The 23,596-nt window shown below is 69.8% G+C and carries 20 protein-coding genes; 9 read left to right on the top strand and 11 right to left on the bottom strand.

Annotated elements, in window-relative coordinates; genetic code table 11:
* Nucleotides 1-31: 31 nt before the first annotated feature.
* The 4 genes from BI335_RS04140 to BI335_RS04155 are packed head-to-tail and all read right to left on the bottom strand — an operon-like array spanning nucleotide 32 to nucleotide 3,969.
* Nucleotides 32-865: a class II fructose-bisphosphate aldolase gene (locus BI335_RS04140; protein WP_229117968.1), complete on the bottom strand. Its 834-nt coding sequence runs from the start codon at nucleotides 863-865 to the stop codon at nucleotides 32-34.
* Entirely contained in the window at nucleotides 862-1,836 is a 975-nt protein-coding gene (locus tag BI335_RS04145; protein WP_094355155.1) for a 1-phosphofructokinase family hexose kinase, read from the bottom strand. Before BI335_RS04145 ends, BI335_RS04140 begins: the two co-directional genes overlap by 4 nt.
* 13 nt (nucleotides 1,837-1,849) lie before the next feature.
* Nucleotides 1,850-2,809 (bottom strand): BadF/BadG/BcrA/BcrD ATPase family protein, encoded by a 960-nt coding sequence (locus BI335_RS04150; RefSeq protein WP_094355156.1) that lies wholly within the window; start codon nucleotides 2,807-2,809, stop codon nucleotides 1,850-1,852.
* Complete coding sequence (locus BI335_RS04155) at nucleotides 2,809-3,969, bottom strand: SIS domain-containing protein (RefSeq protein WP_229117966.1); 1,161 nt, start codon at nucleotides 3,967-3,969, stop codon at nucleotides 2,809-2,811. The genes BI335_RS04150 and BI335_RS04155 overlap by 1 nt, the downstream gene beginning before the upstream one ends.
* Nucleotides 3,970-4,094: 125 nt before the next feature.
* Between BI335_RS04155 and BI335_RS04160 the strand changes: the two genes are divergently transcribed.
* Together BI335_RS04160 and BI335_RS04165 are read left to right on the top strand one after the other, a co-directional pair.
* Entirely contained in the window at nucleotides 4,095-5,516 is a 1,422-nt protein-coding gene (locus BI335_RS04160) for a threonine/serine exporter family protein (RefSeq protein WP_094355158.1), read from the top strand.
* Nucleotides 5,513-6,397, top strand: a complete 885-nt coding sequence (locus BI335_RS04165) for a ribonuclease HI family protein (RefSeq protein WP_094405939.1) — start codon at nucleotides 5,513-5,515, stop codon at nucleotides 6,395-6,397. The genes BI335_RS04160 and BI335_RS04165 overlap by 4 nt, the downstream gene beginning before the upstream one ends.
* Nucleotides 6,398-6,416: 19 nt before the next feature.
* Here BI335_RS04165 and BI335_RS04170 read toward each other — a convergent pair whose 3' ends face one another.
* Together BI335_RS04170 and BI335_RS04175 are read right to left on the bottom strand one after the other, a co-directional pair.
* Nucleotides 6,417-7,895, bottom strand: coding sequence for an MDR family MFS transporter (locus BI335_RS04170; protein WP_094405938.1), 1,479 nt, complete (start codon nucleotides 7,893-7,895; stop codon nucleotides 6,417-6,419).
* 35 nt (nucleotides 7,896-7,930) lie between these two features.
* On the bottom strand, nucleotides 7,931-8,284 hold the full coding sequence (locus tag BI335_RS04175) for a DoxX family protein (protein ID WP_166646748.1): 354 nt from the start codon (nucleotides 8,282-8,284) through the stop codon (nucleotides 7,931-7,933).
* A gap of 168 nt (nucleotides 8,285-8,452) precedes the next feature.
* On the opposite strand from BI335_RS04175, the gene BI335_RS04180 reads away from it, so the two are divergent.
* The gene (locus BI335_RS04180; RefSeq protein WP_172421732.1) at nucleotides 8,453-8,884 is read left to right on the top strand and encodes a MarR family winged helix-turn-helix transcriptional regulator; all 432 of its coding nucleotides are present in this window, start codon (nucleotides 8,453-8,455) and stop codon (nucleotides 8,882-8,884) included.
* A 95-nt stretch (nucleotides 8,885-8,979) separates the two neighbouring features.
* Here the strand turns inward: BI335_RS04180 and BI335_RS04185 are convergent, their stop codons facing one another.
* Nucleotides 8,980-9,711 (bottom strand): DsbA family oxidoreductase, encoded by a 732-nt coding sequence (locus BI335_RS04185; RefSeq protein WP_229119441.1) that lies wholly within the window; start codon nucleotides 9,709-9,711, stop codon nucleotides 8,980-8,982.
* Nucleotides 9,712-10,062: 351 nt separating this feature from the next.
* On the opposite strand from BI335_RS04185, the gene BI335_RS04190 reads away from it, so the two are divergent.
* Both BI335_RS04190 and BI335_RS04195 read left to right on the top strand, forming a co-directional pair.
* Nucleotides 10,063-11,295, top strand: a complete 1,233-nt coding sequence (locus BI335_RS04190) for a sodium:proton exchanger (protein ID WP_229117962.1) — start codon at nucleotides 10,063-10,065, stop codon at nucleotides 11,293-11,295.
* Nucleotides 11,296-11,305: 10 nt separating this feature from the next.
* Nucleotides 11,306-11,977, top strand: coding sequence for a metal-dependent transcriptional regulator (locus tag BI335_RS04195; RefSeq protein WP_166646749.1), 672 nt, complete (start codon nucleotides 11,306-11,308; stop codon nucleotides 11,975-11,977).
* Nucleotides 11,978-11,980: 3 nt separating this feature from the next.
* On the opposite strand, the gene BI335_RS04200 is transcribed toward BI335_RS04195, so the two are convergent.
* Nucleotides 11,981-13,357: an MFS transporter gene (locus BI335_RS04200; protein WP_094405935.1), complete on the bottom strand. Its 1,377-nt coding sequence runs from the start codon at nucleotides 13,355-13,357 to the stop codon at nucleotides 11,981-11,983.
* 55 nt (nucleotides 13,358-13,412) lie between these two features.
* Nucleotides 13,413-14,426, bottom strand: coding sequence for an MBL fold metallo-hydrolase (locus BI335_RS04205; protein WP_094405934.1), 1,014 nt, complete (start codon nucleotides 14,424-14,426; stop codon nucleotides 13,413-13,415).
* A gap of 112 nt (nucleotides 14,427-14,538) precedes the next feature.
* On the opposite strand from BI335_RS04205, the gene BI335_RS04210 reads away from it, so the two are divergent.
* The 4 genes from BI335_RS04210 (at nucleotide 14,539) to BI335_RS04225 (ending at nucleotide 18,839) form a co-directional block, all read left to right on the top strand.
* A complete protein-coding gene (locus BI335_RS04210; RefSeq protein ID WP_094405933.1) occupies nucleotides 14,539-15,468 on the top strand; it encodes a LysR family transcriptional regulator in 930 nt (309 codons plus the stop codon).
* A gap of 64 nt (nucleotides 15,469-15,532) precedes the next feature.
* Nucleotides 15,533-16,123: a PadR family transcriptional regulator gene (locus tag BI335_RS04215; protein WP_172421734.1), complete on the top strand. Its 591-nt coding sequence runs from the start codon at nucleotides 15,533-15,535 to the stop codon at nucleotides 16,121-16,123.
* Entirely contained in the window at nucleotides 16,120-17,574 is a 1,455-nt protein-coding gene (locus tag BI335_RS04220) for an MDR family MFS transporter (protein ID WP_094403139.1), read from the top strand. The genes BI335_RS04215 and BI335_RS04220 overlap by 4 nt, the downstream gene beginning before the upstream one ends.
* Nucleotides 17,571-18,839 (top strand): DUF445 domain-containing protein, encoded by a 1,269-nt coding sequence (locus tag BI335_RS04225; protein ID WP_229117960.1) that lies wholly within the window; start codon nucleotides 17,571-17,573, stop codon nucleotides 18,837-18,839. The genes BI335_RS04220 and BI335_RS04225 overlap by 4 nt, the downstream gene beginning before the upstream one ends.
* Before the next feature lie 9 nt (nucleotides 18,840-18,848).
* On the opposite strand, the gene ligD is transcribed toward BI335_RS04225, so the two are convergent.
* On the bottom strand, nucleotides 18,849-19,799 hold the full coding sequence (gene ligD / locus BI335_RS04230; RefSeq protein ID WP_094405931.1) for a non-homologous end-joining DNA ligase: 951 nt from the start codon (nucleotides 19,797-19,799) through the stop codon (nucleotides 18,849-18,851).
* Between the two features lie 58 nt (nucleotides 19,800-19,857).
* Nucleotides 19,858-23,559 carry an efflux RND transporter permease subunit gene (locus BI335_RS21320; protein ID WP_094405930.1) on the bottom strand — a complete coding sequence of 1,234 codons (3,702 nt, stop codon included), beginning with the start codon at nucleotides 23,557-23,559 and terminating at the stop codon, nucleotides 19,858-19,860.
* Between the last annotated feature and the right edge of the window lie 37 nt (nucleotides 23,560-23,596).

Raw genomic sequence — 23,596 nt, forward strand, 5'->3', positions numbered from 1 at the left:
GGTGGCTTCGTCTCGCTCGTTCCTCGCTCGCTCAGCCAGCGTGGGGGCCGATCAGCGTCGAGATCCGGGCGACCTCGGCGCGGATGGCGTCACGCCCGGGGCGCAGGTATTTCCGCGGGTCGCTCAACCGGGGGTTGTCACCGAGCACCACCCGCGCCTGCTCGGTGAGCAGCTGGTTCAGCATCGTGCCGATGTTCACCTTGCGGATGCCGTGCCGGACCGCGCTGACCAGGCCGTCGTCGGGCACCCCGGAGGATCCGTGCAGCACCAGCGGTACACCGGCACTGGCGGCCAGTTCGGCGATCAGCTCGTCGTCCAGGGCAGCGGTCCGCTCGGCCATCGCATGGGAGGAACCCACCGCGACGGCCAACGCATCGACACCGGTGTCGGTGACGAAGCGGGCCGCATCATCCGGATCGGTGCGCACGTTCGGGGCGTGCACGCCGTCCTTGCCACCCACCTCACCGAGCTCGGCCTCCACCCAGCAACCGGCATCGTGACAGCGTTCGACCACCCGGGCGGTGGCGGACACATTGTCGGCGTAGTCGAGCGCCGAGCCGTCGAACATCACCGAGTCGACACCCAGCTCGAGCCCCTCGGCGATCAGCTCCTCGTCGTCGATGTGGTCCAGATGCACCACCACCGGCGTCGGGCTCGCCTCGGCCAGCGCCTGGCAGGCGCGGACGATCGGCGCCAGCGAACCGTGGTAGCGGATGGCGTTCTGGGACAACTGCAGCACCACCGGGATCCCGGTATCGGCCGCGGCACCGGCGATCGCCTCGGCATGTTCGAGCAGGATCACGTTGTAGGCGCCGACCGCGCCGTTCCCGATCCCCGCCAACACCTCGCTCATCGTCGTCGTCACTGCGTCATCCCTTCTGCAACAGGCAATTCGTCGATCCGGACCAGCGGCAGCCAGCGCTCCCGGGCCGCCAGGTCCAGCTCCCCGGCGACCGGGGAGAGCACCGCCGCGGCGGAGGTGGCGACCACATCGGCCAGCAGCACCGGCCAGTCCGGTACGCCGCCAGCGCTCCCCTTCGCCAGGCCGAGCGCCAGGGCGGCCGCGGCCGCATCCCCTGCACCGGTGGCGTTTCCGGCGATCTGCTCCGGCGGCCGGGCGAGCCAGGCACCCTGCGGGGTGCGCAGCAGCAGGCCCGCCGCACCGAGGGTGACCAGACAGGCCGGGGCCCCTCCGGTGAGCAGGTCCCCGGCCGCATCGGCCAGCGCCGCCGGTTCGGCACCCAGCGGTCCACGCAGCTGCTCCAGCTCCTCCCGGTTGGGCTTGAGCACCGCACCCGAGCCGACCGCCGCACCCAACGCCTCCCCGGATGTGTCGACCACACAGGGAATCCCGGCCTCCCGGCAGCGCTCCGCGATCCGGGCCGGCAGCTCGGCCGGGACACCGGGGGCCAGGCTGCCGGACACCACCACGGCGCCGACCCCCTCGGCCAGCGCGGCCGCCACCTCTTTCAGAACCTGATCGGAGACCTCCTCCGGTGCGGTGACCCTGCTGCCCGGTTCGAGCAGGATGGTCGTGTCTCCCTGGTCGGGTACCACGGCGATGGTGCGCCGGATCCCCGCCAGCGCCGTCACGGCCCGGGTCCGCAGCCCGAGGTCGGTGAGCCCGTCGGTCAGTTCGTCGCTGCCCGGGCCACCGACCAGCACCAGCGCCTGGGCCGTCGCACCGAGCGCCTGGGCGACCGTGGCCACGTTGACACCCTTGCCGCCGGCCCGGCCGGTCACCTCGGCGACCCGGACCGAGCCGCCGGCAACCAGTTCCGGCACCCGGTAGGTGAGGTCGAGGGCGGGATTGAGGGTGACGGTGAGCAGCTCCATCGTGTTCTCCGGGTCAGCCGCGGGCGGTGCGTGCGGCCAGTCGGGCGGCGTAGTGGGCGGCGCCCTCGTCGGGAGGGTACGCCGGCGTCCGCAGGTCGTAGGCGATCGGACTGGCGGCCAGGGCCGCGGCGAATTCGTCGAAAAGCCTTGTCGCGTTGAACATCCCACCGGAATAGGACACCGGCACCTGGTCGCCGGCAGGCCAGTCGAGCCGCGCGGCGATCGCATCGGCGAGCCGGGCGAGTTCCTGGGCCGCCGCCTGCAGGATCTGGGCGGCGACCGGGTCACCGGCCTCGGCCGCGGCGACGACCGTGACACTCAGTGCGGCGATCCGGGCCCGCTCCTCGCCCCACTGGTTCAGCACCACATCGACCACATCGAAGTCGTCGTCGATGCCCAGCTCGGCGGCGACTCGTTCGTGCAGCGGCCCGCGCGGCAACCGGCCGTCGCTCATCCGGGTGAACGCGTTCAATCCCTGCCGCGCGACCCAGTAACCGGATCCCTCATCGCCGAGCAGCTCACCCCAGCCACCGGCCCGGGCGTCCTGGCCGGCGTACTGGCCGTAGGAGATCGAACCGGTGCCCGAGACCACGTGGACGCCGTCGGCGCCGCCCAGCGAACCCGCCCAGCCACAGACCACATCGTTGCCACAGGCGTACCGGTCATGGCCGAGCACCCGTCCCGGAATCGCTTCCAGCACAGCGATCGCGTCGCGCACCTCGCCGAGCGCGGGGATGCCGATGAAGGCGTGGGCGATGTCACCGGGTTCGATCCCGGCCACCGAGCAGACCTCGCCGATGCCGAGCCGCAGGGCCGGTTCCACGACGTGCATGCCGCGGGTCAGGTAGTGGATGCTCTCGCCGCGGAAGTGGGCGATCGGGACTCCGTCGGAGATCAGGCAGTAGGCGGTCTTGGTGCCGCCGCCGTCGACGCCGAGATAGACCTCACCCGCGCTCGCACCCGCAGCAACCATCAGCGCGCCTCTGGCAGGTCGTGGATCCGCACGCCCTGCACGACCCGGTTCACTTCCCCACTGGGGAAGGGATTGTCGGGGGTCTTCCCACCGGCCAGCGAGGCGCCGAGGGCGAAGGCCTGGGCGTTGATCAACGCGGCCAGCGCCCACACCGCATCCGGCTGCGCCTCGGCACCCCGGAGCTGCCAGCGCTGCGCACCGGCGAACGCGTCGTCGGCCAGCGGCTGCGCCGACACCACGACGACCCGGTCGGCGCCCAGCCGGGCGATCAGCTCGGTGGCGATGTCCTCGTCGTAGGGGCGGGTCACCGGATCGGACGACAGCTGCACCACCGCGACCGACCGGTCGGTGAGCATCGCCTTCGGCCCGTGCCGGAATCCCATCGAGGAGTCCGCCACCGCCATCAGGTCACCGGCGGTCAGCTCCAGGCACTTGAGCGCGGTCTCCCGGGAGAGCCCCTTGAGCGATCCCGAACCGAGCGCGACCAGCCGGTCCGGTTGCCGGCTCAGCAACGCCTCGGCATTGGCGTACGCCCCAGCGAGCACGTCCTCGGCGGTGCGGGCGAGCCCGTCGACGTCGACCGGTACACCGAAGGCCAGCAGGGTCGCCAGCGCCATCGAGGTGAACGAGGAGGTCATCGCGAAACCGCGGTCGTTGGTCTCCGGCGGCAGCAGCACCACCCGGTCGTTCGACCGGGCCCCCAGCTCGCGGGCCAGCTGACCCTCGGCATTGCAGGTCACCACCAGGTGCCGCACCTCGGACAGCAGGGCATCGGCGAGCCGGACCGCGGCCACCGACTCCGGGCTGTCGCCGCTGCGGGCGAAGGAGACCAGCACCGTCGGCCGCGGGTCGTCGCCGAACAGGGCCGGGGTGGCCACCAGATCGGTACTGTGCAGCACCTCGACGGGGCGGCCCAGCCGGCGGGCCAGTTCGGGGGCGATCACCTCGCCGGCGAAGGCCGATGAGCCCGCGCCGGTGAGGATCAGCCGGTGGGCCGGATCGGCGGCGGCCGCCAGGATCGGGCCCAGTTCCCCGGCGGTACCGGTGACGATCTCCGCCACCCGTCGCCACAGGGTGGGCTGTTGGGCGATCTCGGCTCCGGTGGCGGTGGATGCGACGGCGGTGGGATCGATTGCTGTGGATGACCTCTCGGCGGCCACTGTGCCTCCTGGACCAGGTTGGGAACGGCCACGCCGCAGCATAGCGGCGTACCTCCGCGGCTCGATCGCGGACCGACACCGGCGTGGGTTTGTCAGTGGTGGGGGCCTGCGGCCACCCTAGGCACATGGTGCGGCAGGGGTTCTTCGGCGGGGTGCGTCGGCGGTTGCGTGATGCGGTCGTGCCACCGCCTCCGGCACAGCCCGCTCCCCCGGAGGAGAACGAGATCGCCGAGGAGACCCGGCAGGCGCTGCGGGTGCTCGACCTGGCGACCGATGTCTCGGATCTGCTGCTCAGCTCCGGCGCCTCGGCCAACGACGTCACCACCACCGCCCTGCGGATCACCCGGGCCTACGGGTTGCGCGGGGTGAACTGCGATGTCACCTACACCTCGATCACGCTGTCCTGGCAGCCCCGCAACCGTGAGCCGATGTCGACGCTGCGCGTGGTGCGCGCCCGGACCACCGACTTCACCCGGGTGCAGCGGGTGATGGAACTGGTCGAGCAGATCGAGGCCGGTGAGCTCACCGCTGCCGAGGCGAACGGCCAGTTCCGCCGGCTGAACCATGCCCCGCACCCCTATCGACGGTGGGTGGTGGTGGTCTCCAACGGCGGGGTCTCGATCGGTCTGGGGCTGCTCTGGGGTGCGCAACCGATCGTCATGCTGGTGACCTTCCTGGCCACCTGCCTGATCGACATCGCCCTGCAGTTCCTGGCCCGGCGGCGGGTGCCCGCGTTCTTCCAGCAGGTGGTCGGCGCGGCGGTCGCGACCAGTGCCACGCTGCTGCTGCAGTGGGCCCAGGCTATGGGACTGCCGGGGCTGCGGGAGACCCAACCGACGCTGACGGTGACCGCCGGCATCGTGCTGCTGCTGGCCGGTATGTCGGTGGTCGGTGCCGCCCAGGACAGTCTGGACAGTTTCTATGTCACCGCCTCGGCCCGCGCCTTCGAGGTGGTGGTGCTGACCCTGGGCATCGTCACCGGGCTGCTGGTGATGCTCCGGCTCGGCACCTGGCTGGGTGTCTCGGTGCTGCTCACCCCGGCGGCTCCGCAGCTGGTCGCGGGCCCGGTGCAGCTGGTGATCGGTTCGCTGATCATCTCCGCCTCGTTCGCGGTCGCCTGCCACGCCAGCCTGCGCGCGGTCTGGGTCGCCTCGCTGCTCGGAGTGGCAACCCTGCTCGCCTATCTGGCCGCGGGCGGGCTCGGCTTCGGCGAGATCGGTTCCTGCGCGGTCGCCGCGGTGCTGTCGGCGGTGATCGCCCGGACGCTCGCGCCGCGGCTCGGCGTACCGGCACTGGCGCTGATCACCGCCGCGATCGTGCCGCTGATGCCCGGCTCGATGGTCTATCGCGGCGTCCTGCTGCTGACCAGCAACCAGGCCGCGGTGGACACCGTGACCGGGATGGTGACGCTGATGACCGCCGCGGGTGTCGGGCTGGCGCTGGCCGCCGGATCCAGCCTCGGTACCTATCTGACCCGGCCGATGACCCGCCAGTTCTGGCGTGGTGGGAAGCGCCGGTTCCGCCGACATGGGAAGATCGCGCGGTGACGATCACCGCGGCAGCAGACGGCTCGGCCCTCGGCAATCCCGGACCGGCCGGGTGGGCCTGGTACGTCGACGACGACTGCTGGGCAGCAGGTGGTTGGCCGCACGGCACCAACAACATGGGCGAGCTGATGGCGGTGCTGGATCTGCTGCAGCAGACCGCGCACGTCACCGAGGATCTCCGGGTGCTGTGCGACAGCCAGTACGCGATCAACGTGATCTCGAAGTGGACCCCGGGTTGGAAGCGGCGCGGGTGGCGCAAGGGTGACGGCAAGCCGGTGCAGAACGTCGAGCTGGTGAAGGCCCTCGATCAGGCGATGCAGGGGCGCCGGGTGGTGTTCGAGTGGGTCAAGGGGCACGCCGGGCATGAGCTGAACGAGGCCGCCGATGCGCGCGCCCGGGCGGCCGCGGTGGCGTACCAGCAGGGAAAGGAACCGGCGACCGGACCCGGGTACGCCGGCGGCTCGTCCGCGCATCCGCAGGTGCGCCCGAACCAGACCGAGGAGATTCCGGCGCTGTTCGAGCTGCCGGAGCTGGACGAGGACCTCGCCGCCGAGGAACGGGTGGTGGAGCTGGAACGCTCGCTGCTCACCGACGCGGTCCGCGCCGACCCGAGCCGGGTGGCGGCACTGCTGCACCCCGACTGGTGCGAGATCGGTGCGTCGGGCCGCATCTGGCGGCGGGCCGAGCTGCTCAGCTCGATCGGCCCGCTCGCCGAACCCACCGACCTCGAACTGGTCGAGGCCCAGCGCCCGGCCACCGATCAGGTGCTGCTGCTCTGGCGCGCGGTCAGCGACGCCCGGAGCACGCTGCGCAGTTCGGTGTGGGTGCGCTCCGACAACGACTGGGTGCAGCGCTTCCAGCAGGGCACCCCCGAGGCCTGAGCCCCGGGGGGGGTACGCCTCAGGAGGCTTCCGGTTCGGTCACCGGGCTGGCCGGGTCGACCGCCTTGGCCGGCACCGGCGTACGGCTCGCCGCCGCCTCCGAATCCCTGACCCAGAAGGAAACCAGGACGCCGAGCGCGGCCAGCACCGCACCGACCAGGAACACGTCGTGGTACGCCGCGAATGCGGCCTGGACGCGGGCCGCCTCGGTCACCGGCCCGGTCAGCGAACCGAGATGCGTGGCCAGCCGGACGGTGAGCGTGGTGGCCAGCACCGCGACCCCGACCCCGGCTGCGACCTGGCGGGTGGTGGAGAACAGTGCGGTCGCGCGCGCGGTGTCCTTGCCGGAGATGGTGGAGAACGCGGCCGCCTGCACCGGCACCATGATGAACGCACCGGCCAGACCCATCACGAACATCGCCGCGCGGATCAGCCAGAGGCTGGATTCCGGACCGACGAAGGACAACAACACCTGGCTGAGGGTGATCGCGGCGAACCCGCCGATCATCATCCGGCGCGGTCCGACCCGCTGGAAGACGCGGTTGGTGAACGGCAGCATCACCAGCATGCCGAAGGCCTGGAACATGGTCAGCAGACCGGATTCGGTGGCCGACAGCCCGATCGTGGTCTGCACCATCATCGGCACCACGAACAGCGCGCCCATGGTCGCACCGGCGGCGGGCAGCATGATCAGGTTGCCGATCCGGAACATCCGGTTGCGGAGCAGCTTCAGGTCGATCAGTGGCGCCCGGACCCGGCGTTCGACGATCACGAAGGCGGTGGCCAGCAGCACCCCGGTGGCGACCAGGGCGAGTGCGGGCAGATCACTCCACCCCTCCCGGGCGCCGCGTTCCATGCCGACGAGCAGGGTCGCCAGGCCGGCACCACCGGTGAGGAAACCGGCCACGTCGAGCCGATCGCGGGCCACCTTCTCCCCCGCCTTGAGCGCGAGGATGCTGAAGATCAGGCCGAGTACGCCGACCGGCACCTTGAGCAGGAAGACCCAGCGCCAGGAGATGTTGTCGGCGAGCCAGCCACCCAGCACCGGGCCGAGGGCGGGTGCCAGAGTGGTCGGGATCGCCAGGATGGCCGAGGCCCGGGCCCGTTCGTGCGGCGGGAACGCGCGGAACAGCATCGCGGTACCGACCGGGGTGAGCAGACCGCCACCGACGCCCTGGGTGATCCGGGCCATCAGCAGCTCGGGGACCGAGTTGGCGAGCCCGGCCCACAGCGAGGCGGCGGTGTAGATGGCGAGTGCGAGCACGAAGGTGTTCTTGTCGCCGAATCGGTCGGCCACCCAGCCGGAGGCCGGGATGAACACCGCCAGGCTGATCAGATAGCTGGTGACCAGCCACTGCAGGGTGGCGGTGTCGGCACCGAAGTGCTCACCGAGGATCGGCAGGGCGGTGTTCAGCACCGTCATGTCGAGGATCTCGAGGAAGAGGCCGGTGACGAAGGCCACCGCCACCAGCCACTTGTAGGGAATCGAACCGAACATCTCAGGCGTACCTCTGCCGAACTCGGGTGGGGCGATCAGGCGGTGATCAGCTGGAGGCTGAGCACGAGGCCGGAGAACACCAGCAGCACCAGGGCGCCGGCGGAGTTCTTGACGCTGTCCTTGGCGCGCAGGTGGAAGATGATCGCGCCGATCATCATCAGCACCAGGCCGATGGCGGCCAGGATGCCGAGCGGCTGCAGGAAGAGACCGACGATGACGCCGATCGCGCCGAGCACCTCGAGGATGCCGATCGTCCGCTGCAGCCCGGGGCTCACGCCGAGGCCCTCCAGGGTGCCGGTGACCGGCTGGCTGCGCCGCAGTTTGCCGACACCTGCCCCGAGGAAGCCGAGCGTCAGCAGGGCGGTGAGAATGATGGTCGTGATGGTCACGAGGGATACCTCCAGATCGGGTGGCAGGAATACCACGACGAGCCCAACAGTTCACTCAATGAAGTTATTCCTTCACTGAACCAAGTAATCTGAGATGGTGGAGAGGAAGGGGGAGGCATGAACGCCAGAGCCGGTGCCACATCCCGCACGAGGGAGGACCGCGCCCGGATGGACGCCTTGGACGCCCTGCTGCGGGCCAGCATCGAGTTGCGCCGCCACATCGAGCAGGTGGCCCGCGACTTCGAGATCAGCGCCCCGCAGGCCCGGCTGCTGCTGATCCTCGAGGAGCCGATGCGGATGCAGCACGCCGCCGAGGCGACCGCCTGTGAACCCTCCCACCTCACCGCGCTCGCCGATCAGCTGCAGCGGGCCGGGCTGATCACCCGCGAACCGGACCCCGACGACCGGCGCGCCCGCCGGCTGTCACTGACCGAACGGGGTCGTGCGGTACGGACCGCGCTCGCCCCAGCGATGCTCGACGGCGCCCCCGTGATCGGTTCGTTGGATGCCCGCGAGTGCGAGGAGCTGCGCACCCTCATCGACACCCGACTGGTTCGAGCACCTGACCCCCTCGGCGTGAAACCACCCTCAGATGCGTGAAACCCCCACTGCAGCAGGGGTTTCATGCAGGCAAGGGGGTTTCCCGATGGCTTCGACTCGCTCCTTCGCCGCTCGCTCAACCAACGTGGGGCCGGTCAGATCGCGCAGGAGTCGCCGGTGCAGACGGCGCCGTCGGCATCCCCGATGACCTGGATCGGGTGTTCGGCGGCCCAGGCCTGATCGAGTGCGGAGGCGAAGGTCGCCACCGGCTGCGCGCCGGAGAGGGCGTACCGGTCCGCGATCAGGAAGAACGGCACTCCGCTCACCCCGATCGAGCGGGCCCGCTGCTGGTCGGCCCGGACGGCGTCGGCGTAGTCGTCGCCGGCGAGCACCTCGCGCACCCGGGTCTCGTCGAGGCCGACCCGGCGGGCGACGGCGACCAGCGCCTCCGGGTCACCGGCGCGCAGACCCTCAGCGAAGTAGCCCTGCATCAACGCGCGCAGCAGCTCCATCCCCTTGCCGGATTCGGCGGCCAGGTGCACCAGCCGGTGCGCGTCGAAGGTGTTGGTGATCTGGGCGTCACTGGTGTCGTACGCCAGGCCGGCGGCCTTGGCGCGCTCGGCGATGCCGCGCTGCATCGCCGCCACCTGGGCGGGGCTGGTACCGAACTTCTCGGCCAGCGCCTCGACCATCGGGCGGTGTTCGCCGACCGGGGCGGTGGGGTCGAGTTCGAAGCTGCGGGCCACGATCTCGACCTGGTCGCGGTGCGCGAAGGACTCCAGCGCCAGTTCGAGGTTCTGCTCACCGAGATAGCAGAACGGGCAGGCCACATCGGACCAGACCTCGATCGTCAAGGTGTCGTTGTTCGTACGGATCGTTTCAGTCATGCCACCAAAACTATTTCACTGGACCAACTATTCCACCGCCGCCACCAGGGCCCGCAGCGTCTCGAACCAAGGTTTGGCTCATCAAACATTCAGTTGTCCGTAGACACACCCGCACCGCGCGCGAAAGCCTGTTGCGCGAAGGGGAGTAGTTCCGCTCGGGCGTCGGTCCGGGTGAGCTGCGTCGACACAATGGCGGCCGCGGATGGCTGCCCGGCGTAGCACCTCCGGTGAGGCGAGCGAGACCTTCGGCCGATGTTGTCGTGGCCGAGGACCCCCATCCGAGGCCATGGCAGCTGCTGAGAAAGGCACGTCATGCCAGCGGCTCTCGTCCGACGCATTCTGCTCTGTCTGGTGATCGCAGCCCCCGCGATCGCAATGCGGGTGACCGGGATCGAGTTCACCCCGGTCGCCGACCTTTTCATCTTCGGCGCAGCGGTGGTGGCCGCCGCCTTCCTGCTCGCCTGGGCCGCCGAGGCGGCGCAGAAGGACATCTCCGGCACCCTGGCGATCGCCCTGCTCGCGCTGATCGCCGTGCTGCCCGAGTACGCGGTCGATCTCTACTACGCCTTCCGCGCCGGCTCCGATCCGGCGTACACCCACTTCGCCGCCGCCAACATGACCGGTTCGAACCGGCTGCTGCTCGGCTTCGGCTGGCCGCTGGTGGTGATCGTCGCCCTGGTGGTGGCGCGCCGCCGCCAGTCCGCCGACGCCGGTGGCGCGGGGCTGAACCGGTTCCTCAGACTGCCCGGCGAGGCGCGCCTCGACATCGGGTTCCTGGCCGTGCTGTCGGTGATCGCGTTCGCGATTCCGCTGCTGGGCAGCATTCCGCTGTGGTTCGGTCTCGTGCTGATCGCCATGTTCGTGCTGTATCTGTGGCGCGCCAGCCGGGTGCACGAGGACGAGGAGGAGGAGTTCGTCGGCGCCGCGGCGCTGATCGCGGGAATGCCGACCCGGTCCCGGCGGATCACCGTGGTGGCACTGTTCCTGGTCTCCGCGGCGATCATCCTCACCTCCGCCGAACCGTTCGCCGAGGCGCTGGTCGCCTCCGGCACCTCGCTCGGCATCGACAGCTACTTCCTGGTGCAGTGGCTGGCGCCGCTGGCCTCCGAGGCGCCGGAGTTCATCATCGCGGTGATGTTCGCCCTCCGCGGCCACGGGGCCGCGGCGATCGGCACCCTGATCGCCTCCAAGGTGAACCAGTGGAGCCTGCTGGTCGGTTCGCTGCCGGTGGCGTACTGGATCGGTGGCGGCACCGCTGCGCTGCCCCTGGACGGGCGGCAGGTGGAGGAGTTCGTGCTGACCGCGACCCAGACGGTGCTGGGTGTGGCGATCATCATCGCGCTGCGCTTCCGGCTCTGGTCGGCGATCGGGCTGGCGGTGCTGTTCGCGGTGCAGTTCTTCGTCACCGATACCGGCGGCCGGTACGTGTTGAGCGCGATCCAGACGGTGTTCGCCCTCGGCTTCCTGATCGCCCACCGGCGCGACATCCTGGCGACCCTGGCCGCACCGTTCAAGAAGGCGCAGGCGGTGGCCGACGCCCCGGAACGCGAATCGGTCACCGCCGGTGCGGGGAATCGCTCCTAGAATGACCGGGATGCCTCATCCTGCGGTCACCCGGGTGGTCGAGGACTATGTCACGCTCATCTGGAAGGCCCATGAGTGGCCCGGCGGCACGCCGACCACCTCGGATCTGGCGGCCCAGCTCGGCGTGACGCCCTCGACCGTTTCAGCGAACCTGAAGAAGCTCGCCCGGGACGGCTTCCTGGACTACGAGCCGTACGGTTCGATCAGCCTGACCGAGCCGGGTCGCGCGATCGCGGTCGAGATCGTACGCCGGCATCGGATCCTGGAGACCTATCTGGTCCGCGAGCTCGGGGTGCCCTGGGACCAGGTCCACGATGAGGCCGACCGGCTCGAGCACGCGGTCTCCGATCTGGTGCTGGACCGGATGGACGACGTGCTCGGCCATCCCAGCCACGACCCGCACGGTGACCCGATCCCGGACCGCGACGGCAATCTCACGGTCACCGCGGACCAGGCGCTCAGCCAGACCGCACCCGGCGATCGGGTGCGGGTGATCCGCGTCTCCGACCGTTCCCCGGAGGTGCTCCGGCACCTGGAGGGACTGCACGTCACCGTCGGCACCGGGTTGCAGGTCGAGGAGGTCAACGAGGCCGCCGACGCCATCCGGGTCACCGTCGGCGACGACGCGATCCACCTCAGCTGGTCCACCGCCAACGCCATCCGCGTCGCACCGGAGGGCTGAGGCTCACCCGGCCGCCGAGCCGGTCTTCGGCTCCGGAGCGACCGGTGCCGCCCCGTCCTCCGCCGCCTCCTGCTCGTCGATCGCCTCGAGGTCGATCCTGTCCCGTCCCCGCGGCGAGCCGAGGAGCAGCGCCAGCAGGCAGAGCACCAGCAGCCCGCTCCAGGCACCCGCCAGGGCGCCGACGCCGCCAGCAGCGATCACGGCGGTCGCGATGGCCGGGGAGAACCCGGCGCCGAGGGTGGATCCGCCCTGATAGGTGAGCGAGGCACCGGTGAACCGGACCTTGGTCGGGAACAGTTCGGAGAGGTAGCCGGCCAGCGGCCCGAAGGTCATCGACTGGAAGATCTGGGCGACCACCAGGGCGATCGCGAAGTTGCGTACCGACCCGGATTCCACCAGGACCAGGGCCGGGTAGGTGAACAGCGCCATCCCGATCATGCCGATCGCCATGATCAGTTTGCGGCCGTAGCGGTCGGACAGGGCCGCGGCGGTGAAGGTCACGATCAGCACGATGACCGCGGAGCCGGCCTTGATGTTCAGCACCTGGGTCTGGTTCGCTCCGCTCTGCACGGCCCGGGAGACCGCCCAGACGGTCATGATGCCGCCGACGGTGAACTGCGCGGAGGCCACCAGGATGCCGACGACGACCATCTTCGGGTGCTTCAGCAGCACCTCCGCGATCGGGATGCGGCGCTCCTCCACCTTCTTGGTGGCGGCGACGAAGATCGGGCTCTCCGCGACCGAGGAGCGGACCCACAGGCCGATGATCACCAGCGCCAGGCTGAGCAGGAACGGGATCCGCCACCCCCAGGCGAGGAACTGCTGCTGCGGCAGCAGCGTGAAGGCCGAGGTGACCAGCGTCGCGAGCAGTACGCCTGCGGGACCGCCGGAGCTGGCGAAGGTCGCGGCCAGACCGCGGCGCCCACCCGGCGCGTGTTCGAGCGCGAGGGTCGCCGCCCCGCCCCATTCACCACCGACAGCGATGCCCTGGACGACCCGCAGGGTGACCAGCAGGATCGGGGCCAGGGCACCGATCTGCGCCGATCCGGGCAGCAGACCGAGGGCGACGGTGGCAGCACCCATCAGCAGCATCGACAGCACCAGCATCTTCTTGCGCCCGATGCGATCGCCGAAGTGGCCGAAGATGACCCCGCCGAGCGGCCGGGCGACATATCCGGTGGCCAGTGCCATGAACGAGGCGAAGGTGCCGACGACCGGATCCATGCCGGCGAAGAAGACCTTGTTGAAGACCAGCGCCGCGGCGATGGAGAAGAGTGCGAAGTCATAGAACTCGATCGCACTGCCGAGGAAGGCCGAAGCCAGGATGCGCCGCATCTGCGGGGTGTTGAGTGTTGCCGGTGTCTGCGCCGTTGTAGACATCGGGCGTCCTTTCTGCGGTGAACGGCCCGGTCGGGCCGTCCGGTGGAATGGAACTTCAGTGCCGATCGATGGGGATGATCTGCAGGTCGTCCGGGACCAGCACGGTCCGGCCGAAGGTCGACTTGGCGGCCAGCCAGACGCTGGGATCCGCGTCGCCGGGGGCGATGTGGTGCAGAGCGAGGGCGCCGACCTCGGCACGTGCCGCGATCTCACCCGCCGCCGCGGGGGTGGTGTGGGCGTTCCGGTGGTGCCGCATGATGGCGTCGACGCCTTCGGGCCTGCGGCGGCCGTAGATGGCGGCGATCGTGTCCAGGTCGATGGCCTCGTGCAGCAGCAGATCCGCACCGCGGGCGAGCCGGACCAGGTTGTCGCTGGGCGCGGTGTCGCCGGAGACGACGACCGATCCTTCCTCGGTGTCGATCCGGTACGCGAACGCCGGTGCGATCGGGGCGTGCTTCACCAGGGTGGCGGTGATCTGCACCCGATCGTCGCTGTGCACCAGGAAGGGTTCGAAATCCGCCGGGTGCGGGTTCTCGTTCGGGTGGAACCCGGTCCCGGCCGGCAAGTCGATGTCCACGCCCCGGAAGACGTCCTTCGGGTTCGGCTTCAGCGAGTCGCGGATCCGGTCGGTGTAATCGGTGCCGAAGGCCTGGATCAGCAGGTCGACCATCTCGGCGGTACCCGGTGTCGGGTGCTGCGGGTTCGGCAGCTCGGGGGCGCTGGTGGCGCCGGCCGAGATCGGCGGCAGGGCACCGCGGTCGCCGGGTCCGTAGATCGGCAGCGGGTTGTCCGGGTAGCGCTCCATCGCCGTCTGCCCGAACATCATCACCCCGGGCAGGTCGACGACATGATCGGAATGCAGATGGGTGAGCAGCACCCCGCGCAGCGATTCGAAGCCGAGGCCGGCTCGGTGCAGCTGACCGGCCGCGCCGTAACCGGCGTCGATGAGGTAGGTCGCGTCGCCGACGACGACCGCCGTCGCGATTCCGCTGCGGGGCCGCGGGCCCCAGTAGCGGGGACCGCCGGCGGTGCCGAGGGTGATCACCGAGAGCGGGTGCCGAGCTGTCACATCTGCCTCCTTGCAGGGTCAGCGTCCGTACTGCGCCGATGCGAAACATTGTGCGAAGCCGGAAAACCCTTTGAAAACCACCGAAAACAGGGCAGTTACCTATGATCAGCAGATGAATGAGCCGACCCTGCGCCAGCTGCGCTTCCTGGTGGCCGTTGCCGACCACGGGTCCTTGCAGGCCGCCGCCCGGGCCCTGCACATGTCACCCACCGGCCTCTCGCTCGGCCTCGACGAACTGGAGCACGTCATCGGCGTACCCCTCACCGTGCGTCGCCGCGCCAAGGGCGCCGCGCTCACGCCGGCGGGTCGCGCGGTGGTGGCGCAGGCCCGGGAGATCCACACCGCGGTGACCGAGTTGAGCACGATCGCGAACCAGCTGCACGGCAAGCTCGTCGGCTCCGTCGGTGTCGGCTGCTTCCCTTCACTCTCCCCCACCCTGATCCCCGAACTGCTGGAGCGGTTGGAGCAGACCTACCCCGAACTGCAGGTCGAGGTGCTGGAGTCCCCGGCCGACGAACTCCAGGCGCGATTGCGGGAGGGCGATCTCGAGCTGGCCTGCATGTTCGAGAGCCAGGTCGATCCCGATCTGGAGTTCATCCGATTGATGCCGACACAGTCTCGGGTGCAGATCTCCCCGCGCCACCGATTCGGTCGGCGCCGCGGGCTGCGCCTGGCGGAACTGGTCGAGGAGCGACTCGTCCTGCTGGACATCGGGCCCCACGCCGAAGCCACCCTCGCGCTCTTCGGCGACCGCGGCCTGACGCCGCGGATCCTTGCCAGTACGGCAAATATCGAGACCGTGCGCTCACTCGTGGCGCGCGGCATGGGGTACACCATCACGATGGCCCGGGTGATGCGGCACGACAGCATCGAGGGGTGGCCGCTGGTCTACATCCCGCTCACCGATCCCTTGCCGGAGAACTCGGTCGTGGTGGCCCATCGCCCCGATGTCAGCCTCACCGCGCGTGCCGAAGCCGTCTTCGCCAGTCTCCGCTCGATCGGGATCTCCACCGGTCAGATCCAGAACAGCCCGAACCGGTGATCCCCTTGAACCGCGCGCCCTCCCCGGCGTATATTCCATCTGGAATATCCAACCTGGAGGACTCGTGCAGCTCAACCCGCTCGCCATCGCCGCGCTGGCGATCTTCGCCGAGCAGCCGCGGCACCCCTACGACGTGTACGCGACCATGCGGGCACGGCGTGAGGAACAGACCGTCAAGCTGAGTGCCGGCACGCTCTACCACACGATCAACCGGCTCGCCGAGGCCGGCCTGCTGGCCGAACTGGGCACCGAGAGTGCGGGCAACCGGCCGGAGCGGACCGTCTACCGGATCACCGCCGAGGGCCGGCACCGGCTCGACGAACGGATCCGCGAGCTGCTGCGCGAACCGGTGCAGGAATACCCCCAGTTCCCGGTCGCGGTCGGTGAGATGCACAACCTGCCGGCCGACGAGGCGGCCATGATGCTGCAGGAGCGCACGGTCGCCCTGGACAGCCGGCTGGAGACCATGGACCTGGTCGCCGGTCTCCTCGACGAGCGCGCCCTGCCGCGTCGCTTCTGGCTCGACCTCGACCTGATCCGGCACTCGACGGGTGCCGAACGTGACTGGTGCGCCCGCACCGCGGCGGCCATCGCGGCCGGCGAGATCGACTGGACCACCCTGCCCACCCGAACCGCTGCGAAGGACAACGCATGACCACCCAGGCCACCCAGGAGAGGGAATCCGCGCAGGCCTGGCCCGCGCTGTGGTCCCTGCTCTTCGGCTTCTTCATGATCCTGGTCGACCAGACGATCGTCTCGATCGCCACCCCGGCACTGATGCAGGGGTTGCAGGCCGATGTCGGCATGGTCGTCTGGGTGACCAGCGCCTATCTGCTGGCCTTCGCGGTGCCGCTGCTGATCACCGGCCGGCTCGGTGACCGCTTCGGCCCCAAGAACCTGTATCTGATCGGGCTGACCGTCTTCACGCTCGCCTCGGCCGCCTGCGGATTCGCCCCGAACATCGAGGTGCTGATCGTCGCCCGGGTGGTGCAGGGCCTGGGCGCGGCGATGATGACCCCGCAGACGATGGCCTTCATCACCCGGCTCTTCCCGGCGCACCGCCGCGGCGCGGCGATGGGCATCTGGGGCGCCACCGCCGGCGTCGCGACCCTGATCGGCCCGCTGCTCGGTGGCGTACTCGTCGACGGCCTGGGCTGGCGCTGGATCTTCTTCGTCAACCTGCCGGTCGGCCTGATCGGCTTCTGGATGGTGCTGCGCAACGCTCCGGCCCTGGAGAAGCATCAGCACCGCTTCGACCTGGTCGGGGTGGTGCTCAGCGCCGTCGGCATGTTCTGCCTGGTCTTCGGCATCGAGGAGGGCTCGAACTACGACTGGGGCACGATCACCGGTCCGATCTCGGTCTGGGGGCTGATCATCACCGGTGTCGTGGTGATGGCTCTGTTCGTTGTGTGGCAGGCGAAACAGCGCGGCGAGCCGCTCGTCCCGCTCGATCTGTTCAAGGATCGCAACTTCTCCGCGGCCAACCTGGGAATCGCCTCGATGGGTGCCATGGTGACCTCGATGGTGTTCCCGATGATGCTGTACACACAGAACATCCGCGGCCTCACCCCGACACTGGCCGCCCTGCTCACGCTGCCGATGGCGGTGGCCTCCGGGGCCCTGGCGCCGCTCGCCGGCAAGCTGATCGACCGGCACGACCCGAAGTGGTACGCCGTCGCCGGCTTCGTGCTGATGGGCGCCGGTCTGGTGATCCAGGCGCTGGTCATCCGACCGGGCTGGTCGGTGCTCTGGCTGCTGCTGCCCGCCTTCCTGATCGGTGTCGCGAACGCCGGCATCTGGGGGCCGCTGTCGGTCTCGGCCACCCGCAACCTGCCGCCGCATCGCGCGGGCGCGGGGGCCGGGGTCTACAACACCACCCGCCAGCTCGGCGCCGTCCTCGGTTCGGCCGGCATCGCGACGGTGATGCAGTCCCGGATCGCGGCGGAGATGGCCGCCGGCGGGCCGCCGGATCCGGCCGCCGCCGCCAACTCCTTCACCCTGGCGATGGGGCAGGCCACCCTGCTGCCGGCCGCGATCGCGCTGATCGGACTCATCGCGGTGCTGATGTTGGAACCGCCGCGCCCGCGCGGCACCATGGAGCGGTGACCACCGATCTGCTGGAGGCCCCCGGCGACCAGGAACGCAGGGCCGGTCTCCGGCGGATGCGGTTCGTGGCGACCTCGCTGCTCGTGTTCGCCGCGATCGTCTATCTGCTCACCCTCGGCCGGCCGGCGGAGAGCGTGCTCGGCTTCGTGAACACCGCCGCCGAGGCGGGCATGGTCGGTGCGCTCGCCGACTGGTTCGCCGTCACCGCCCTGTTCCGGCACCCGCTGGGCATCCCGATCCCGCACACGGCCCTGGTCAAACGGCGCAAGAACGAACTCGGCCGCAGCCTGCAGCAGTTCGTCACCGCGCACTTCCTCACCGCCGACGTGTTCCGCGAGCAGCTCGCCTCGGCCGAGATCGGCACCAAGGTCGCCGACTGGCTCTCCGATGACCGCAACCGGCAACGCGTGCTGACCGAGGCGACCAGCCTGGGCGAGGTGGTGCTGCGCCGCATCCCCGACGACGACATCCGTTCCCTGGTGGACGATGTGGCCCTGCCGCGGTTGCGCACCGAGGAGCTGTCCCCGATCGCCGGCGCCTTCCTGGAGGGCATCGTCGCCGACGATGCGCACCGCGGGCTGGTCGACCTGGCATTCGGCGAGATCCACTCCTGGTTGCTCCGCCATCCGGAGAAATTCACTGCTGTGGTTGGGGAACGCGCACCCAGCTGGAGCCCCGGTTGGGTCGATCGCCGGGTCGTCGACTGGGGTTACAAGCAGGCCCTGGAGTGGGTGCGCAATGTCCGCGACACCCGCGACCACCCGGCCCGGATCGCCATCGACGACATGCTCGCGACGCTGGCCGACGATCTGCAGCACGATGCCTCGGTGCGCCGCCGCGGTGAGGCGCTGAAGGAACGCCTGCTGTCCCACCCCGGGATCGGCAGCACCGCCGTCTCGTTGTGGCAGTCGGTCCGCGATTCGCTGCTGGAGGCGATGGCCGATCGGGGGTCCACGCTGTGGCGGCGGGGTGACGGCTGGCTCGCCGAACTGGGGCACAATCTGGCGACCGACACGGCGTTGCGGGAACGACTCGAGGCCCGGCTCGCCGACATCACCGGATTCCTGGTCGAGCGCTACGGTGCCGACGTCGCCCAGGTCATCTCGCACACCGTCGAACGCTGGGACGCCGACCAGGCCAGCCGGCGGATCGAGCTGTTCGTCGGCCGGGACCTGCAGTTCATCCGGATCAACGGCACCGTCGTCGGTGCGCTGGCCGGTCTGGCGATCCACACCGTCTCGGTGCTGATCGCTCCGCTGCTCTGACCGCGCGGCTCAGGCGTCGGCGTCGGGGAGCTCGGCGCCCTGCCGATCGGCCCACTCCAGCAGCGGTTCCAGACCGTATGCCACCTCATCGATCCCGGTGGTCAGGTCACCCAGTTCGGCGTACCGGGCCGGGACGCTCGCCAGCGTGAAGTCCCGGGGGTCCACCTCGTCGACCTCATCCCACCGGATCGGGGTCGAGACGGTACCGGCCGGCACCCCGCGCAAGGAGTACGCCGCAGCGATCGTGTGGTCGCGGGCGTTCTGGTTGTAGTCGACGAAGACCACGTCATCGGGCCGGTCCCTCCGCCACCAGGCGGTGGTCACCTCGCTCGGCGCCCGGCGTTCCACCTCGTGCGCGAACGCGAGCGCGGCCCGGCGGACGTCCTGCCAACCCCAGTCGGGACGGATTCGGACGTAGACGTGCAGACCCTTGCCGCCGGAGGTCTTCGGGTAACCGGTGATGCCGAGCTCGTCGAGCACCTCCTGCACCACATGCGCGACCCGCTGCACCCGTTCGAAGGGACAGTTCGGCATCGGGTCCAGGTCGATCCGCCACTCATCGGGCTGCTCCACGTGGCCGCGCCGGGAGTTCCAGGGATGGAATTCGACGGTGGACATCTGCACCGCCCAGATCACCTGGGCCAGCTCGGTGACGCACAGCTCGTCGGCGGTCAACCCGTAGCGGGGGAAGAACAGCTCGACGGTGTCCACCCAGTCCGGGGCACCGGCGGGCAACCGCTTCTGGTGCACCTTCTTGCCGGCCAGCCCCTTCGGGAAGCGGTGCAGCATCGTGGGCCGCTCCCGCAGCGCCCGGACGATCCCGTCCCCCACCGACAGGTAGTAGTTGGCGACGTCCAGCTTCGTCCACCCCTGCTCGGGGAAGTAGACCCGATCGGGGCTGCTGAGGCGCACCGTGTGTGGGCCCACCTCGAGCTCGACCGCCTCGGACTTCGTCGCCATGGAGGCAGCCTACGGGAGATGGGCCCAGCGGGCTTCGACTCGCTCGTTCCTCGCTCGCTCAGCCGGCGTCGGGTTCCATCATCTGCTGCAGCGGGACGGTGTCGCCGTCGTCGTCCTGTTTGCCGGAATCCCTGTTCCGGTGGGAGATCCGCTCCCGGAACTTCTCCACCAGGTGGTAGAGCACCGGTACCAGCACCAGGGTGAGCAGCGTCGAGGAGACCAGGCCGCCGATCACCACGATCGCCAGCGACTTGGAGATGAACACCCCGCCGCCGGTGATCCCGATCGCCATCGGCACCAGCGCCATGATGGTGGCCAGTGCGGTCATGATGATCGGCCGCAGCCGCAACCGGGCGCCGTGGATCACCGCATCGTCGATGTCGGCGCCCTCGTTGCGGTAGTGGTTCACCAGGTCGATCAGCACGATCGCGTTGGTGACCACGATGCCGATCAGCATCAGCAACCCGATCATCGACGGGATCCCGAGCGCGGTGCCGGTGGCCAGCAGCAGGCCGATCGCACCGGTCGCGGCGAACGGCACCGACACCAGCAGGATCAGCGGCTGCAGCAGGGAGCGGAAGGTCGCCACCATCACCATGTAGACGATCGCGATCGCCACCAGCATGGCGATTCCGAGCTGTTGGAAGGCGTCCTGCTGTTCGGTGGAGACGCCGGCGATCTGGGCCTGGGTGCCGGTGGGCAGCTGCAACCGGTCCAACCCGGCCTGCAGATCGCGGGTCGCGGTGGACAGATCGCCGGAGGTGTTCGCCGCGGTGATCGTCACCGTCCGCTCCCCATCGGCTCGCTTGATCGCCGCGGACACCGGCACCTCGACCACATCGGCGACCTCGGTGAGCCGCCGCGGTTCACCCTTGATGTTCTTGGCCAGTTCGGATTTCTGCTTCATCTCCTCGGCCTGCTGCTGCGACTCCGCGGCCTCGGTGCGCGAGTCGTTCAGCTTGGTCTGCTGTTCGTCCAGCGCATCGAGCTGGTCGTTCAGCTTGCTCGCCTGCTCCCGCAGCTGCTTGACCTGTTCGTCGCGCTGCGCGCGGGCCTGGGCCAGTGCCTGCTGTTGGGCGGCCGCCGCAGCCTGCTGCTGGGCGGCGGCCTGCTGCTGCGGGCTGAGCCCCGCGGCCGCTCCGGGTACGCCTCCGCTCCCGGCGGCACCCGCCCCGGCCCCAGCACCCGCACCGGCACCGGCTGCGGCCGCTCCGGCACCCGCGGTCAGCGGGGCGCTCTGCAACTGGGCGATCTGGTTGTTCAGCTCGTCGCGGCTGTCGCGCAGTTCCCGGCGCTGCTTGTCCAGCTGCTCCTGCTGGTCGTCGAGCTGTTGCATCGCCTTGTCCTGCTGCTTCTGCGTCTGCGCGTCCTGCTCCGCGGTCAGCTCGTCACTGATCCGCTTGCGGGCATCGGCGGTCTGCTGCTGGGTGACCGGCAGCTGCAGCTGTTCCAACTCCTGCTTGTTCCGCAGCGGGGGCCCCGAGCGCAGCACCAGGTCCTGGCTGCGGCCGTCGATGGTGACCTGGGTGAGCGTCTGACCCTGAACCGCCTGCAGCACCGCCTGGCCGATGGTGCCCTGGTTCATCCCGTACCGACCGGCGTCACCGGGGCGTACGTTCACCTGCAGCACGCTCTGCCGTTCCGCCAGGTCGGAGCGCACGTCGGCGGCGCTCGGTTGGTCCGACATCATCGCGACGACCTGATCGCTGGCCTGCTGCAGGGCGGCCTCGTCGCGACCGGTGATGGTCACCTCGAGGTTGTTGGCGCCGACCGATTCACCCTGGCTGAGCGTGACCTTGCCCAGTTCGGGCCGGTTCTCCACAGCGGCCCGGATCCGGGCCGCCGCACCGGGGTCCTTGGGCTCCGGTTTCAGGGTGATGCTGTAGGAGGCGGTGTTGGTCTGTGCACCGCCGCCGGTGAACGCCGCCGCCAACCCGCCACCGCCCACAGTGGTCTGATAGGACTGCACGGCCGGGTCGGCGGCCAGGATGGCCTCGACCTTGCGTGCGCTCGCATCGGTCTCGGTCAGCGCGGTGCCGACCGGCAGCTCCTGGTTCAGGTTCAGCGTCGTCTGCTCGGACTCACCGAGGAAGTCGGTCTTCAACCGGGTGGCGCCGATCATGGTGCCGGCGAACAGCACCACCGCGATCACCAGGGTGATCAGCGGCCGGCGCAGCGTCCAGCGCAGGACCGGGAGATATCCCTTCTGCAGGGGCGTTTCCCGGGTCTCGTGGGAGGCCAGCGACTGACCGTTCGCCTCCTCGGCGAGCTTCGCGGCCTGCTTTTTCGACGGCTTCATGAACCAGTAGGACAGCACCGGCACGATCGTCAACGAGACCACCAGCGAGGCCAGCAGGGCGACCGACACGGTCACCGCGAACGGGCGGAACAGCTCACCGACCTGGCCGGAGACCAGCGCGATCGGCAGGAACACCGCGACCGTGGTGATGGTCGACGCGGTGACCGCGCCGGCCACCTCGCGGACCGCGCCGACGATCAGCCCGGTCCCCCACGGTTCGCCCAATCCCTGATGGCGCTTGATGTTCTCGATCACCACGATCGAGTCATCGACGACCCGGCCGACCGCGACGGTCAGCGCGGAGAGGGTGAGCAGGTTGAGCGTGTAGCCGCCGACAGACAGCCCGATCATCGCGATCAGCAGCGACAGCGGGATCGAGATCGCGGTGATGATCGTCGAGCGGACCGAGAGCAGGAAGACCAGGATCACCAGCACCGCCATCAGCAGGCCCAGCCCGCCCTCGGTGCTCAGGTCGTGGATCGACTGCTCCACATACGGCGCCTGGTCGAAGACCGTGGTGAAGCTGGTGTCGTCACCGAGTTCCCGGCTCAACGAGGGCAGCAGATCCTTGACCTCGTTGGAGACGGTGACGGTGTTGGCCTCGGGGGTCTTGGTGATCGACAGGCTGAGCGAGGGCCGGCCGTTCACCCGGGAGATGCTGGTCGCCTCCTTGGGGCCGACGGTGACATCGGCGACCTGCCCCAGCGACACCGACCCGTCGGTGCCCTGCAACTGGATGTTGCGCACATCCTCGACCGAGCCGAGGCTGCGGCCCACCTGGATCGACACGTTGCGGCCGTCCTGGACCACCTGACCACCGGGGATCGCGGCCTGGTACGCCGTGATCAGCTGGCTGAGCTGGGACATGTCGATCGAGTAGCGATCCAGATCGGCGGGCCGGGTGGTGATGGTGACGACCTGTTCCTGCTGACCGGTCACCTGCACATCGCGTACGCCCGGCAGGGCGCGCAGCCGCGGCGCGGCCACATTCTCCAACTGGTCGCCCAGCTGGAGGGGATCCTTGCTCGAGGAGACCGCCAGCAGCGCGACCGGAAGATCGTCCAGGCTGCCGACGCTGACGGTGGGCTTCACATCGGCGGGCAGCTTGCCGGCGGCCCCGTCCACCGCGGTCCGGACCTTGCCCTCCATCTGGGTCAGGTCGTCGTTGTAGTCCCACTCCACCTGCACCTGGGAGGTGTTCGCCGAGGAGGTCGAGTTGACCTTGGTGACACCGCTGACCGCGCGCACCGCGTCCTCGATCGGTTTGGTGACATCACGCTCGACCGTCTGCGAGGGCGCCCCCGGATAGACCGCGACCACGGTCGCACCGGGCAGCTTGAGCGATGGGTACAACTCCTGCTTCAGCGAGGTGGTGGCGTACAGGCCGAAGCCGACGATCACCAGACTGATCAGGATCACCACGGCCCGGTTGGCCAGGCTGAGGCGGGTGGCTCGGACCACGGGGACTCCTCGGGTGCAGCTGGAACGGCCATCCGCT

Origin of the sequence: Enemella evansiae, assembly GCF_002250705.1 — a bacterium.
GTDB classification, from domain to species: Bacteria; Actinomycetota; Actinomycetes; order Propionibacteriales; family Propionibacteriaceae; genus Enemella; species Enemella evansiae.

Excerpts from the sequence above, each read along its gene's own strand:
- BI335_RS04150 (WP_094355156.1), bottom strand. The coding sequence starts at position 2,809 with ATGGTTGCTGCGGGTGCGAGCGCGGGTGAGGTCTATCTCGGCGTCGAC.
- BI335_RS04220 (WP_094403139.1), top strand. The coding sequence starts at position 16,120 with ATGACCACCCAGGCCACCCAGGAGAGGGAATCCGCGCAGGCCTGGCCC.
- BI335_RS04170 (WP_094405938.1), bottom strand. The coding sequence starts at position 7,895 with ATGTTCGGTTCGATTCCCTACAAGTGGCTGGTGGCGGTGGCCTTCGTC.
- BI335_RS04160 (WP_094355158.1), top strand. The coding sequence starts at position 4,095 with ATGGTGCGGCAGGGGTTCTTCGGCGGGGTGCGTCGGCGGTTGCGTGAT.
- BI335_RS04210 (WP_094405933.1), top strand. The coding sequence starts at position 14,539 with ATGAATGAGCCGACCCTGCGCCAGCTGCGCTTCCTGGTGGCCGTTGCC.
- BI335_RS04200 (WP_094405935.1), bottom strand. The coding sequence starts at position 13,357 with ATGTCTACAACGGCGCAGACACCGGCAACACTCAACACCCCGCAGATG.
- BI335_RS04185 (WP_229119441.1), bottom strand. The coding sequence starts at position 9,711 with ATGACTGAAACGATCCGTACGAACAACGACACCTTGACGATCGAGGTC.
- BI335_RS04180 (WP_172421732.1), top strand. The coding sequence starts at position 8,453 with ATGGACGCCTTGGACGCCCTGCTGCGGGCCAGCATCGAGTTGCGCCGC.
- BI335_RS04195 (WP_166646749.1), top strand. The coding sequence starts at position 11,306 with ATGCCTCATCCTGCGGTCACCCGGGTGGTCGAGGACTATGTCACGCTC.
- ligD (WP_094405931.1), bottom strand. The coding sequence starts at position 19,799 with ATGGCGACGAAGTCCGAGGCGGTCGAGCTCGAGGTGGGCCCACACACG.
- BI335_RS04145 (WP_094355155.1), bottom strand. The coding sequence starts at position 1,836 with ATGGAGCTGCTCACCGTCACCCTCAATCCCGCCCTCGACCTCACCTAC.